The sequence below is a fragment of the Aerosticca soli genome (assembly GCF_003967035.1).
Taxonomy (GTDB): domain Bacteria; phylum Pseudomonadota; class Gammaproteobacteria; order Xanthomonadales; family Rhodanobacteraceae; genus Aerosticca; species Aerosticca soli.
This window is the reverse complement of sequence record NZ_AP018560.1, coordinates 2579040-2591409: the sequence shown is the minus strand read 5'-3', so window position 1 is coordinate 2591409 and position 12370 is coordinate 2579040. Positions and strand designations below refer to the sequence as shown.

At 67.6% G+C, this 12370-nt stretch carries 12 protein-coding genes and 1 pseudogene; 3 read left to right on the top strand and 10 right to left on the bottom strand.

Going from position 1 to position 12370, the window contains the following annotated elements; genetic code table 11:
- Nucleotides 1-16: 16 nt before the first annotated feature.
- From ALSL_RS12180 to ALSL_RS12135, 10 genes are all read right to left on the bottom strand, one after another.
- Nucleotides 17-493, bottom strand: coding sequence for a crossover junction endodeoxyribonuclease RuvC (locus ALSL_RS12180; RefSeq protein ID WP_126539538.1), 477 nt, complete (start codon nt 491-493; stop codon nt 17-19).
- A 142-nt stretch (nt 494-635) separates the two neighbouring features.
- Nucleotides 636-2918, bottom strand: coding sequence for a phage/plasmid primase, P4 family (locus ALSL_RS12175; protein WP_126539536.1), 2283 nt, complete (start codon nt 2916-2918; stop codon nt 636-638).
- Nucleotides 2902-3156 (bottom strand): helix-turn-helix domain-containing protein, encoded by a 255-nt coding sequence (locus ALSL_RS12170; protein ID WP_126539534.1) that lies wholly within the window; start codon nt 3154-3156, stop codon nt 2902-2904. Before ALSL_RS12170 ends, ALSL_RS12175 begins: the two co-directional genes overlap by 17 nt.
- Nucleotides 3153-3899 carry a hypothetical protein gene (locus ALSL_RS12165; protein ID WP_126539532.1) on the bottom strand — a complete coding sequence of 249 codons (747 nt, stop codon included), beginning with the start codon at nt 3897-3899 and terminating at the stop codon, nt 3153-3155. Before ALSL_RS12165 ends, ALSL_RS12170 begins: the two co-directional genes overlap by 4 nt.
- Nucleotides 3896-4411, bottom strand: coding sequence for a DUF6511 domain-containing protein (locus ALSL_RS12160; RefSeq protein ID WP_126539530.1), 516 nt, complete (start codon nt 4409-4411; stop codon nt 3896-3898). The genes ALSL_RS12165 and ALSL_RS12160 overlap by 4 nt, the downstream gene beginning before the upstream one ends.
- A gap of 11 nt (nt 4412-4422) precedes the next feature.
- The gene (locus ALSL_RS12155; RefSeq protein WP_126539528.1) at nt 4423-5052 is read right to left on the bottom strand and encodes a hypothetical protein; all 630 of its coding nucleotides are present in this window, start codon (nt 5050-5052) and stop codon (nt 4423-4425) included.
- A 3-nt stretch (nt 5053-5055) separates the two neighbouring features.
- A complete protein-coding gene (locus ALSL_RS12150; RefSeq protein WP_126539526.1) occupies nt 5056-5910 on the bottom strand; it encodes an ATP-binding protein in 855 nt (284 codons plus the stop codon).
- A gap of 10 nt (nt 5911-5920) precedes the next feature.
- A complete protein-coding gene (locus ALSL_RS12145; RefSeq protein ID WP_083460479.1) occupies nt 5921-6526 on the bottom strand; it encodes a hypothetical protein in 606 nt (201 codons plus the stop codon).
- A 292-nt stretch (nt 6527-6818) separates the two neighbouring features.
- Nucleotides 6819-7298, bottom strand: a complete 480-nt coding sequence (locus tag ALSL_RS12140) for a hypothetical protein (protein WP_054284890.1) — start codon at nt 7296-7298, stop codon at nt 6819-6821.
- An 11-nt stretch (nt 7299-7309) separates the two neighbouring features.
- Nucleotides 7310-7573, bottom strand: a complete 264-nt coding sequence (locus ALSL_RS12135) for a helix-turn-helix transcriptional regulator (RefSeq protein ID WP_008648927.1) — start codon at nt 7571-7573, stop codon at nt 7310-7312.
- Nucleotides 7574-7751: 178 nt separating this feature from the next.
- On the opposite strand from ALSL_RS12135, the pseudogene ALSL_RS12130 reads away from it, so the two are divergent.
- From ALSL_RS12130 to ALSL_RS12115, 3 genes and pseudogenes are all read left to right on the top strand, one after another.
- Nucleotides 7752-8609 (top strand): annotated as a pseudogene (locus ALSL_RS12130) (transposase); the annotation flags it as partial.
- 283 nt (nt 8610-8892) lie between these two features.
- Complete coding sequence (locus tag ALSL_RS12120) at nt 8893-10164, top strand: beta-barrel domain-containing protein (RefSeq protein ID WP_126539524.1); 1272 nt, start codon at nt 8893-8895, stop codon at nt 10162-10164.
- A complete protein-coding gene (locus ALSL_RS12115; RefSeq protein ID WP_126539522.1) occupies nt 10157-12364 on the top strand; it encodes a peptidase domain-containing ABC transporter in 2208 nt (735 codons plus the stop codon). The genes ALSL_RS12120 and ALSL_RS12115 overlap by 8 nt, the downstream gene beginning before the upstream one ends.
- The last annotated feature ends 6 nt before the right edge of the window (nt 12365-12370 follow it).

Genomic DNA, 12370 nt, shown 5'->3' with positions numbered 1-12370 from the left:
GGTCGGAACAATCATCTCAGTCCTCCTGCGCCGCGTCGTGGAGCGGGAGGGCCCAGTGCAGCAGCGCCAGGGCGTCGGCCTCGTCGTCGTCCGCCGGGGCGTGGCCCCGCGCACGCACGGCCGCCATCACCGCGTCCTTGCCGGCGCGGCCAGAGCCGGTGGCGTGCTTCTTGATCGTGCCCACCGGCACGCCCTGGTAGGGAATGCCGTGGTGCTCGCACCAGGCCGTGAGCGTGGCGAGGAAGCCGCCGTAGACGTGCGCCGCGTCGGTCGAGACGTGGCGGCGCACTTCCTCGAAGACCAGCGCGTCGATCCCGTCGGCGTGGGCCTTCAGTTCGGTGAGCCAGTGCTTGAAGCGCAGGAAACGCATGCCGCCGCCTTCGAAGCGTCGGGGCTTGAAGGCTTCGGTGCCGCTGGTGATTCGGCCCGTGCGGTCGCGCAGCGCCCAGCCGGTGGTGGTGCCCAGGTCGAGGGCAAGCAGGGTGGTGTGCATGGTGTCAGTCCTCGTTCGGTGGGGACTGACGCATCCGACGCACGATATCGATTACTCCCGTGAGGCGCGCGCACGCGCACGCGCGTAGAGACTTACGATGTACAGCGTCAGATGCGTCAGTCCGGCAGGGGGTCATGGGTGTTCAGTCGTCGGCATAGGGGGTGTAGGCGGGCTGCATCGGGTGCTTGAGACCCACGCCACGGAAGCCCCGGATGCCGGCGGCGTTGCGCCATTTCTCGACGCCGCGGGTGATCAAGAGGTCGGAGAAGCGGCGCTGTGAGCCGACGAACTCGCCGGCGGCCTCCGCCCACTGCTTCCAGTCGGTGAACAGTTCGGCCGTCAGCGACTTGGCATTGGCCTCGCGCACGCAGCGCTCCTCCAGCCAGCGGCCCAGCGCGTCCTCGGCTTCGAAGTACTCCTCGGTGGCGGCCACGACCTGCGGCGGCGGATCGAGCCGGCCCAGGCGCTGCCAGGCCAGGCACCCTTCCAGCGCCCAGGCCAGGATGCCGTCCCGCTCGGCCAGCAACTTCTGCTGCAGGTGTTTGTCGCGCCGCTCGGGCGGCACGGTGATCGTGAAGGGGATCAGGTGCAGCCGCCGCTTCATCGCCTCGTCGATGTTGCGGATGGCGGGCTTGTGGTTGCCGGCGACGAAAAGCTTGAACTGCGGCCAGAACTCGAAGAAGTCCTGCCGCATGAACCGCGCGGAGATCTTGTCGCCGCCCGTGAGGCTCTTGACCTTGGATTCGGCCCAGCGCCGCCCTTGCTCGGTCTCGATGGAGGCCACGAAGCGCGCCCCACGCAGACTGGCCATGTCGGTCGGATGGCGGTCGGTACGCGTCTCCATGAAGGTGTCCATTGGCGCGTTGGCGGCGTAGTCGCCCAGGATCGTGGCCAGGGTGTTGACGAACACCGACTTGCCGTTCGCGCCGGTGCCGTAGAGGAAGAACAGCGCATGCTCCTGGGTGGAGCCGGTCAGCGCATAGCCCGCCATGCGCTGCAGATAGCTCTGCAGCGCCGTATCGCCGCCGGTGACGTCGGCCATGAACGTCCGCCAGCGGGGGCAGTCGCCGCGAGGCGTGGCAGTCGTGATCTTGGTCATGCGGTCGGCGCGGTCGTGCGCGCGCATGCGGCCCGTTCGGAGGTCGACCACACCGCCTGGGGTGTTGAGCAGCCAGGGATCGGCGTCCCACTCGGCGGTGGTCGCGGCATGACGTCGGTCTGCGCGAGCCAGGCGTTCGACGCCGCCGACGGTGCCGGAGGTGGCCAGCTTGGCCGCCAGCTTCGGGTTGTCGGCCTGGAGGGCCGCGTGTCGGCAGACACCGCGGATCAAGTCGGTGGCCGCCAGCGTCTCCTCGTTGCGCCAGCGCCGACCGTCCCACACCAACCAGCGGCCCCAGGCCGCCACGTAGCGCCAGTCGCGGTGGTAGCGCCGGGTGAAGGCCAGCGCCAGGGCATCTTCGGTGCCCCACACCGATTCATCCGCGCCGATCACCGGCTCGCCGGGGTCCGCGATGTCATGCACCTGCACACGCGGACCGTGGGCGAGGAAGGCCGCGACGTCGAAGCCCTCGGCCACGGCATCGGCCGCATCCCAGCCCTCGGCGGCTTCCTCGGGTGGGTAGAGGATGTGGCAGGTCTTCGCGCCCGCCGACAGAATCGCCTGGGCCGCCTGCACGGCGTACTCCCAGCCCGGCTTGTCGCGGTCGGGCCAGATCAGCACGGCCTTGCCAGCCAGCGGCGTCCAGTCGGTCTTGTCCACCGGGGCGTTGGCCCCGTGCATCGCGGTGGTGGCCACGATCCCGATCTCGATCAAGGCCTGGGCGCATTTCTCGCCCTCGACCAGCACGACCTGGGCGGCGTCCTGGATCCCCGGCTGGTTGTACAGCGGCCGCGGCTCGGGCGGAGCCATCTTGCGGCGGCGCGCGTCCCAGGGCCGGAACTCCTTCTTGCGCCCGGGCGGGTCGTAGCGGTAGACGACGGCGAGCAGCCGCCCCTGAGCGTCGAGGTAGTCCCACTTGGCGGTGGCGGGACCCAGGTCGTCGACCGGAGTCTCCTTGCGGCGCTTGGGCGCCGGGGCCGTGGGGGCACGGCCGACGAGGTCCTCGGCCAGGTCGAGGATGCGGGCGAAGTCGCCCTGCACGTCCACGCCGAAGTGAGCGCCGATCAGGTGGAACACATCGCCGCCGTCGCCGGTGGCACGGTCGGTCCAGAGCCCCGCCTTGTCGCCGTCGAGCACGACCTCCAGGCTGTCGCCCGGGCTGCCGAGCACGTCGCCGATGACGAACTTGCCGCGGCGCGTCCGACCGGCGGGGAACAGCGAGAACAGCACCGCTTCCAGCCTCGCGAGCAGCGCGGCGCGCAGGGCCTCGCGGCGCTCGGACGCCGGGATCTCGGGCACGGGCGCGGTGTCATTGAAGTCCAGCATCCGCCTCCTCCTCGTGCACTGCGTCGGCCGTGAGCAGGGCTTGACGTTCCTCCATCCACGCCATCAGTTCGGAGAGCTTGAAACGCAGCAGCTTGCCCACCCGGTAGTGCGGCAGGCGCAGACGCCGGCGCTCCTTCGCGTGCGTGAGCCAGTAGTGCGGCAGATTGAGCGCCAGTGCCGCCTCGCGTGCGTCGATCAGGCGCTCCCCGAGCACCGGGTGCAGTGGTGTCTCGTTCATGCCGCAGCCCTCCAGCACCGGTCCTGCCACGGGCACATCCGGCACTCGACATGGGTGGGATCGGAGAACGAGCGCGGCAGCAGTTCGCCCGCCTCGGTGGCCGTGATGACCTTCACGGCCCGGTCGGACATGCGCTGCGCCAACGCCGCATCGAACGGCACCAGCTCGGCGTGGATCTCCATCGTGTCGGCGTTCACCGCCGTGAACAGCGCCGGGTGCGCGTGCAGCCCCAGGTAGGCCTGGTAGAGCGCCACTTGCGCGGCGTAGACCGGCTTGGCCACCGCGAGTCGGTGCCTCTCCAACTCGCGCCACGATTTGGCGCCCAGGCACTTGTTCTCCCACAGCGCCGGGTAGCCGCAACCGAACCCCAGGTCGGGCCCGGCGACGAGCACCCCATCGACGTGGCCCTGCAGGCGCCCGTCGAGCGCCGAGAAGCCGAATTGCTCCCCCGCGTCGTCGCGCGTGCGCAACTCGAAGCCCGCCGCGCGCAGCCATCCGACCATGCAGTCCTCGATGACGTGGCCGCGATCGAAGACGCGCAGCAGGCGGCCGTCGGTCTCGCGACCCGGATCGACCGGGGCGTCGGCAAACTCGTACTGCAGCGCGCGCTCGCAGGCGACCCCGAGGCGCGAGGCGCCCAGGTAGGTGCGGCGAGGCTGCGCCGCGCGAGACTGCTGCAGCCCGGCGTCGATCAGCGCCGTGATCTGACCCGACAGGCTCTTGGAGGCGTTGAAGTCCATCATCGCCGCGCCTCCTTGGGTGCTGCCGTGCGTGCCGTCTGCGCTTGAGCCTTCGGCTCCTCCCACGGCAGGTCGTCTTCCAGATCGGCGAAGGGATCGGACACCGGGCGCTTCAGCCCGCGCACCGGCGGGTACTTGGTCGCCTCGTGGTGCTCGACCATCGCGTCCGTGTAGCAGGTGACGATGGCGTCGATCACCTGGAGCGCCTCGGCCTCGGAATACTCGCCCAGCGGCTTGTCGAAGCCGATGCTTTCTGCCGCCGCGCCGAAGGCCTTGAGGCACTTCCTCATCGCGGCCAGTTCGACGTCAGACGGATCGATCATGGCCACCTCCGTTTTGGACGTGCGTCCTTCCTGCACGCGCAGCCACTGGCCGTAGAGCGCGTGAAACGCCTGCTGGCAACGCCGCGAGCAGAACACCCAGTCGATCGGATAGCGCCGGGCATCGCCCACCGGATGCCGAAGGTCCGAGTGGCCGTAGCCGCGCGCCTGTCGTTTGCAGACCCAGCACTTCACTGGCCCTCCTCTCACTGCGCCCAGGCGGGCTTACCCGGCACGGCGGGGGGTTGCGGGGCGGCTGGCGCAGACATCGCACGGGGCGGGGTGAGCGCCGCCGGCGCACCGCTGGAGCCGCTGCCAGGGTTCTTCGGCGGCACGCCCATCAGGCGGGCATACTCCGGGTGGTCGGGCTCGACGGCGCTCTTGACGACGTTCTTCAACTCGCCGCGACCGTCCTTCTCGACGTCGATGCGGGCGAGGAACTCGATGCCGTCGAGCTCGTGGAAGCCCTGGATGCGCCGCGCGGCGGCGGCCTGCGGCCCGTTGTCCTGGGGATGGACGTTGCGGGCGCTGTTGAGGATCGCGCGCACGAAGCTGCGGCCCATCTGGCCCCAGGCCGGGCCCTTCGGGGAATGCAGGCCGATGTTGCTCCAGAGCTTGCGCCGGGCGTACTCGCCCTCCAGCACCACGAACTCGGCCGCCAGATACACCGAGCCGGTCTCGAAGCTCTGCGTGGCGTAGCCCCCGGTCCAGCCCTGCGCCGGGTCATCAAAGCCCCCGGGCTTGAGGGTCATGCGCACGCGGGCGAGCGTGCCCTTGGGGATGAGGTCGAAGCTGGTCTGTTGTTCGGCGTCGTTGAAGTCGTTCCAGGCGGTCATGGATCACTCCTTGGATGCGTTGAGGTCGGTTGAATGCGACAAAGCGCTGGCGTGTGCTGCGGCAGTGCGGCCGAGGCACTTGGCAATGAGCTTTCCGAGGTGGGGTTCTTCGATGGGGGCAAGCCGTCCCGAGCGGTCCTTGCTCGGGAAGCCCCAGGGGTTGTCCGCGCCGGTGACGAACGCGCGGTATGGCGTGCCGTCGTCGGCCTTCAAGATGGCCAGCGTGATGACTTCATCGAGCACACCAGGCAGCTCGGCCGAGGTCTTGGCGCCTTCGAGCTGCAGCTGGTAGATGCGGCGGTTGAAATCGTCCAGCTTCTCTTCCAGGATGCAGACGTAGATGACGTGCTTGTCCCTCACGTGCTGCAGGTGCGTGAGGGCGCCGATCATCTCGGTGCCGAGCAAGCCATAAGCGCCCCGGGTGTCGGGCTTGCCGGTCTTCTCGGAGAATGCGGCCGGCTGGGTCTTGCACCAGGCCAGGCACATCCGCGAGAGCACGGTCAAGGAATCGACGAAGTAGGTGTCGTACTTGGCCAGCTGCGCCGGGTCGCCGTACTTCTGGCAGACGTGATCAAAGTGGGCCTGCGAGAAGGCCTGCTCGGGTGTGGCGCTCGGGCTGGGTCCTGCCAGGAACACCACCAGGTCCTTGAACTCCGGCCAGGTGCGCGGGCGCAGGGTGTCACCGCCCCAGTCGAGGATGGACAGATCGCCGGCCTCGGTGTCCACCAGTAAGGTGCGTTCGGCATCGAGCGTGCGGATCTGGGAGGTCTTGCCCACCCCGGGCGCACCGACGAGGGCGACCTTGGCGCAGCGTTTTTCGACGAGTCTTTCGTTGGCCGTCACGATAGGCAATGGCATGGCCGACTCCTCATTCGAACGAGACGACCGTGAAGCGGCCGAAGGTGGGACGGAAGTCACCCACGCCGATGAGTCGGCCTGCCATGTCCAGGCTGTCCTTGATCCAGGCACGGTCGAGGTATTCGGGCAGCACCACCATCAGATCGAACTCGGCGCGCCAACCCGCACGCATGGCAGGCCGCACCCGATTGACGCCCGCGCGTTGCACCACCACGCGGCGGCGGTCTTCGTAATCCCAGCGGTCGGTCCCCAGGCTGGCCAGGTGGGTGAGCGAAACCACGCCGGCCTTGGTGATGTCCTGCGCCGATTTGCGTGGACTCCTGGGGTCCTGCTTGAACTTGGCCGCACCGATCAGCGCCTGTCGCAGATACTCCCCGGGCAGGCACAACTGGCCCTGGTTGTCGCGATAGACGTAGCTCTCGATGTCGTCGGTTTTTTTGGCGGCGCTGTTCTTGGTGGCCTTGGCCTTGGCGTCGACGGCCTCGCAGTTCCAGCGGTGGAACAACAAGTCCGCCACGCCTTCGATGACGACACGGACGCTGTACGGCGCCCCCGTCAGGACCGCCGACTCGGCACCGTTGCCGAGCGCATCCTCGTTTCTCAAAAGGGTTTTCATCGTCGAATCTCCAGAAATCGAAAGTTCCTTGCCACATCGGGCCCAGCCTTGCCTAGCCACGCCAAGCCAGTCCGAACCGAGCCCAGTCACAGTTCGCTTGGGCCTTGCCGCGGCTTGCCCCGCCATGCCATGCCACAGCGCGCCGAGCACAACCCGGCCATTGGCTTGCCAAGATCAAGGACGTCACGAGGATGAAGGGGCGTCATCACGCCACCTCCTTCAGCCGCTCGGCGACACGGGGCGGAATCGAATTCCGGCCCTTCTCTTTCACTTTCAGTTCGGTGGGCATGGTTCAGTCCTCCGAGGTCAAGGTCAGCCGAAACGTCGGCTTGCCGGGCTTGACGGTGCGCGCCGGCTCGAACTGCGCGCGCAGCGCCGCGGGCCAGTGGTTGAAGCGGGACTCGGACACCGAGTACTCGACATCGAGGTAGTCCTCGACGCGCTCGCCGGCGGCGGCGATGCGCCGGGCAATCGCCGCCAGTTGCACCTGGTCCCAGGACACGCGCTTCGGGACATCGACCGTCACGCGCAGCGGTCCGTCGTTCAGGTGCACGACGCCGAAGTCCTTGCCGGCCTCGAGGCGTGCAGCGCGGGCCTGCTCGCCGTAGGCGGCCTCCAGCGCGGCGTCGAACTTCGCGCGGGCCTGCTTGAGCCAGGCGAGCGCTTCGTCGAGGTTGCGGCTGATCTCCGCCTTCTGGGCGGGCGGCAGCGCGGCCAGCTGGCCGACGGACATCGCGGCGATGTCGGCGGGGTAGAGGGTCAAATCGCTCATCGCATCCCCCTTCAGCGCGCCGCGCGCTCGGAGGTCGAGTCGTGCAGGGCACCACGCTCGAACTCGATGACCGACTCCAGGGGGTAGCTGACGCGCTTGGACAGCTTCAGGTAGCGCGGGCCACGCCCTTCGCTGCGCCAGCGCTGCAGGGTCTTGGGGCTCAGGCCCCAGCGCTGCGCGAGCTCGTTCTCGTTGAGGACCCGACGATCGCCGGGAGACAGACCGTTGATCGCATCGACCGGCGACCGGGTGATGGTGCTTGCCGTTGTCGGCATGGAAGCCTCCTATGACGCTGTTGAGGAACAGGTGTCATTGCAGGCTTCGGGTGGCGAACATACGAGGGACGCAATGGCGAACCACGCGCAAACTTCGGGTTCGCCAATCCGCACGCGTCCATGCCAAAACGGCGAGCACGCGGCTCGCCGTTCTTGGGGACAGGGGGATGGTCAGCGGCCCACATCGGCGCAACTGACGGAACTGGCCGGCACCATCGCGCATCGCGTGTGCCGGCACCTGACGCGCAAAGGCTGGCTGGAAGGCGAGGACGAATCCGTGTTTCTGTCCGACAGCGCGGGTAGCGACGACGGCATGGACGCGCTGCGGATGAGTTCGATCACCTACCGCATCGCCACCGGTCGCGACGCTGGCCGCAAGGTCGTCACCCTGAAAACGCTACCCGGTGATGCGGGTTCTCTGGACGGCGACGCCGGCAAGGTCGGCGGCTTCTCGCTGCATGCCGGCGTGGCCGCGGAAGCACACGAGAGCCACAAGCTCGAAAAGCTGTGCCGCTACATCACGCGCCCGGCGATCAGCGAGCAGCGGCTATCGATCTCATCGCAGGGTAGGGTGCGGTATCAGCTCAAGACGCCGTGGCGCAATGGGACCACGCATGTCGAATGGGATGCGGTGGACTTCATCGCCAAGCTGGCGGCACTGGTCCCGCCGCCACGCGCGCATCTCACCCGCTTCCACGGCGTATTCGCCCCGAACGCGAATCTGCGCGCGCAGGTGACGCCATCGGGGCGCGGCAAGCGGCCTGCGGGCGATGCGGCGCCAGTGGACGCAAGCGCCCACGACGAGCCGCGCAGCCCCGAGCAGAAGCGCCGTGCGATGAGCTGGGCGCAACGGCTCAAGCGGGTCTTTTCCATCGACGTCACCACCTGCGCCCACTGCGGCGGCGCGGTACGGATCGTCGCCAGCATCGAGGAACCCACCGCCATCCGCGCCATCCTCGCCCACTTCGAGAAGCACGGCGCGCTGGAGCAAGCGCACTACCGGCCCGCAGCGCGCGCCCCGCCGCCGGCCGCGTGACGAGGTGCCGGCCACTCAACCGGAAGCGAAAGCAGAATCCGATCCGATGCGGCCACGACCCCGCAGGGCTGCGCTCGGCCCTGTGCCGGGATTCGGTGAGAAATGGCTACGCACTGAGCCGCTGCGTGGCCCCGCGATGTCGAAAACCCACGCATGAACCCCCGATCTGTGCCCGATCTGTGCCCAAAGCGGCGCTTGCGCGGCCGCTTCCTACCTGCCAGACTCGCAAAAAAGGGCGGTTGAACTTCCTATACCCAAACCGTACTTGGGGGAGTACGTAGGCATGTCGGGGACGTTGTTTCGCAAGGAAGTCGTGGAGGTCCGGCGCGGGGAATGGCTGGGCTCCATCGTGATGGCGGCGCCGTTGTCGCGCTGGCTGCTCACGGCCTTGGCGCTGTCGGTCGCCACGGCGTTGCTGCTATTTCTTTTTCTCGGTTCCTATACCCGCCGCGAGACGGTGGCCGGTCAGCTGGTACCCAGCGCAGGCTTGTTGAACGTTGCCGCGCCCACTGCCGGTACCGTAGTGCGGCTGCGCGTGCGCGACGGCCAGCCCGTCAAGGCAGGGGAGGCCCTGCTCGAGCTTGCCGGCGATCAGGACAGCGCGGCGCTCGGCAGCACGCACGCCTTGGTGGGCCAGCAGCTCGAAATCCAGCGCACGCGGCTGGCCTCGGACCTGGACGAGCAGCAGGTATTGGTCAAGCAGCAGGCAGCGGCGCTCAAGGCCAAGATCGGGCTGTTGAGCGCCCAGCTCGACCAGATCGCCGGCCAGCTGGATTTTCAGCAACAGCAGGTCACCAGCAACCGGCAATTGCTGGAACGCATCGAACCGCTGTCCGCCAAGGGCTACGTATCGATCTTGCAGGTGCAACAGCAGCGCACGGCGCTGCTCGACGCGCAGACGCAGTACAAGGCTCTCGTCCGTCAGCAGTTGGATACGCGGCAGCAACTGGAGGCCGCTCGCCAGGCACTCTCGCAATTGCCGCTGGAAGCGGCGGCCAAGCGCAACGAGACCGAACGGCAATTGGCGTCCGTCCTCCAGTCCATGGCGCAGAACGAGATGGCGCGAGCGGTGGTGCTGCGCGCGCCGCGCGACGGGGTGGTGTCGGCCGTGCTGTTCAAGGAAGGGCAGATGGTGAGCGCCGGGCAGCCGCTGCTTTCGCTGCTGCCGGCCGGCGCGACCTTGCAGGCGCAGCTATTGGTGCCCAGCCGGGCGATCGGTTTCATCGCCCCGGGCAACCGGGTAGTGCTGCGCTACCAGGCATTTCCCTATCAAAAGTTCGGGCAGCAGTACGGGCGCGTGGACGACGTCTCGCGCAGCGCCCTGGCGCCCTCGGAAGTGGCGGCCCTGGTCGGCGAGCAGGCAAAGGAGCCGCTGTACCGGGTCCAGGTAGCGCTGGACAGCCAGCGCGTCATGGCCTACGGCAAGGCCGAGCCGGTCAAGCCGGGCATGGCAGTGGAGGCGGACATTCTGATGGAACGGCGGCGCCTGATCGAATGGGTGTTCGAGCCGCTGTACGGCATCGGCCACCGGTTGGGAGGGCAGGCGCATGGCTGACGGTGCGCAGTCCAGCTCGACGGCCGCCAGCGCGGGTATACATACCCGTCTGCAATTCGGCTGGTCGCGCCGCTTGCCGATGCTGTTGCAGACGGAAGCGGCCGAATGCGGCCTGGCCTGCCTGGCGATGGTGGCGAACTACCACGGCCACGACATGGACCTGGCCAGCTTGCGCCGGCGCTTCGTCGCTTCGCTCAAGGGCGTGACCCTGGCCCGGCTGATGGAGATGGCCGGAAAGCTCGGTTTCGTTTGTCGCCCGCTGAAGCTGGATCTCGACGATCTGGCGCAGTTGCGCACCCCCTGCGTGCTGCATTGGGACCTCAACCATTTCGTCGTACTCAAGCGCGTCGCGCGTCGCGGCATCGTTATCCACGATCCGGCGGGCGGAGTCCGCAAGTTGGGCATGCGCGAGGTGTCCGATCATTTCACCGGCGTAGCGCTGGAACTGTCGCCAGCCGCCGACTTCGCGCCGGTGCGCGAACGGCAGGCGGTCTCGCTGCGTGCGCTCACAGGCAAGGTGCAGGGCCTGGCGCCCGCGCTGGCGCAGATCCTGATGTTGGCGCTGGCGCTGGAAGTTTTCGCATTGGCCGCGCCGTTCTACCTTCAATGGGTACTGGACCAGGTGCTGGTCTCGGCCGACCGCGACCTGCTTACTTTGCTGGGTCTGGGTTTTGGCGCGCTGGCGATCCTGTCGGCGCTGGTCACCGCCGCGCGTTCGTGGGCGGTGACCTGGCTGGGCGCCACGCTCAACGTGCAATGGGCCGGCAACCTGTTCGGCCACCTGATGCGGCTGCCGCTGGACTGGTTCGAGAAGCGCCACGTGGGCGACGTGGTGTCGCGCTTCGGCTCCATCCAGACCATCCAGAAAACCCTGACCACGCAGTTCGTCGGTTCCCTGCTGGACGGGTTGATGTCGCTGGTCACGCTGGTGGTGATGGCTTTCTACAGCGCATGGCTGACGCTAGTGGTGCTGGGGCTGTTCCTGGCCTATGGCTTGGCACGCTGGTTGTGGTTCGGGCCACTGCGTCGGGCCAGCGAGGAACAGATCGTCTATGCCGCGCGTCAGCAGAGCGAATTGCTGGAATCTATCCGCGGTGCCATGCCCGTCAAACTGGCCAACAAGCAGGACGAGCGGCTGGCGCGCTATGCCAACGCTACTGTCGCCGCCACCAACCGCGATATCGGCGTCCAGCGGCTCACCATCGCCTTCGCGTTGGGCAACCAGTTGATGTTCGGGCTGGGGCGGGTGGCGTTGATCTGGATTGCCGCCGCGTTGGCGCTCAGGAACGAGTTCTCGGCCGGCATGCTGGTGGCGTTCATCGCCTACGCGGACCAGTTCACCAGCCGGGCAGCGGGGTTGGTCGACAAGTGGACGGACTTCCGCATGCTGCGGCTGCATGCCGAACGGGTGGCGGACGTTGCCCTGACTGCACCGGAGCCGCGGGCCGAGACCGCCTGGACGGGCCCCGCTCCCGAGGCCAGCGTGGAACTGCGCAACGTCAGCTTCCGCTATGCCGAGGGTGAGCCGTGGATCCTGAGGCACTGCAACCTGCGCATCGAAGCGGGCGAGTCGGTGGCGATCACCGGTCCCAGCGGCTGCGGCAAGACCACCTTGGCGAAGATCGTGCTTGGTCTGCTCGAGCCTACCGAAGGCGAAGTACTGTTCGGCGGCATAGACATCCGCAAGCTAGGCCTGGACACCTATCGCCAGTGGGCCAGCGCGGTGATGCAGGACGATCAGCTCTTCGCCGGCTCCATCGCCGACAACGTCAGCTTCTTCGATCCGGAGGCATCGATGGAGCGGATCGTGGCGGCGGCGCAGATGGCGGCGATTCACGAGGACATCGTGCGGATGCCGATGGGTTACCAGAGCCTGGTGGGCGACATGGGTTCCAGCCTGTCTGGCGGACAGAAGCAGCGGGTGATTCTGGCGCGGGCGCTGTATCGGCAACCGAAGCTGCTGGTCCTTGACGAGGCGACCAGTCATCTGGATGTGGAGCGTGAGCGATTGATAAGTACCACCATACAGCATTTAGCGCTTACGCGAATCATTATTGCGCATCGGCTGGAAACGATGGCCAGCGCGGACAGAATGCTTGCCCTAGTTGATACGCAAGCCAAAGTTTGCCAAACCGTAGATGTGGCGATTGGCAAAGCTGAAGCCGGAGCGGCGGATATATCCGGCGTACAAAAGGAGTGACGAGTG

Coding starts and splice junctions, on each gene's coding strand:
- ALSL_RS12180 (WP_126539538.1), bottom strand. CDS start 493: ATGCACACCACCCTGCTTGCCCTCGACCTGGGCACCACCACCGGCTGG.
- ALSL_RS12175 (WP_126539536.1), bottom strand. CDS start 2,918: ATGCTGGACTTCAATGACACCGCGCCCGTGCCCGAGATCCCGGCGTCC.
- ALSL_RS12170 (WP_126539534.1), bottom strand. CDS start 3,156: ATGAACGAGACACCACTGCACCCGGTGCTCGGGGAGCGCCTGATCGAC.
- ALSL_RS12165 (WP_126539532.1), bottom strand. CDS start 3,899: ATGATGGACTTCAACGCCTCCAAGAGCCTGTCGGGTCAGATCACGGCG.
- ALSL_RS12155 (WP_126539528.1), bottom strand. CDS start 5,052: ATGACCGCCTGGAACGACTTCAACGACGCCGAACAACAGACCAGCTTC.
- ALSL_RS12150 (WP_126539526.1), bottom strand. CDS start 5,910: ATGCCATTGCCTATCGTGACGGCCAACGAAAGACTCGTCGAAAAACGC.
- ALSL_RS12145 (WP_083460479.1), bottom strand. CDS start 6,526: ATGAAAACCCTTTTGAGAAACGAGGATGCGCTCGGCAACGGTGCCGAG.
- ALSL_RS12140 (WP_054284890.1), bottom strand. CDS start 7,298: ATGAGCGATTTGACCCTCTACCCCGCCGACATCGCCGCGATGTCCGTC.
- ALSL_RS12135 (WP_008648927.1), bottom strand. CDS start 7,573: ATGCCGACAACGGCAAGCACCATCACCCGGTCGCCGGTCGATGCGATC.
- ALSL_RS12120 (WP_126539524.1), top strand. CDS start 8,893: ATGTCGGGGACGTTGTTTCGCAAGGAAGTCGTGGAGGTCCGGCGCGGG.
- ALSL_RS12115 (WP_126539522.1), top strand. CDS start 10,157: ATGGCTGACGGTGCGCAGTCCAGCTCGACGGCCGCCAGCGCGGGTATA.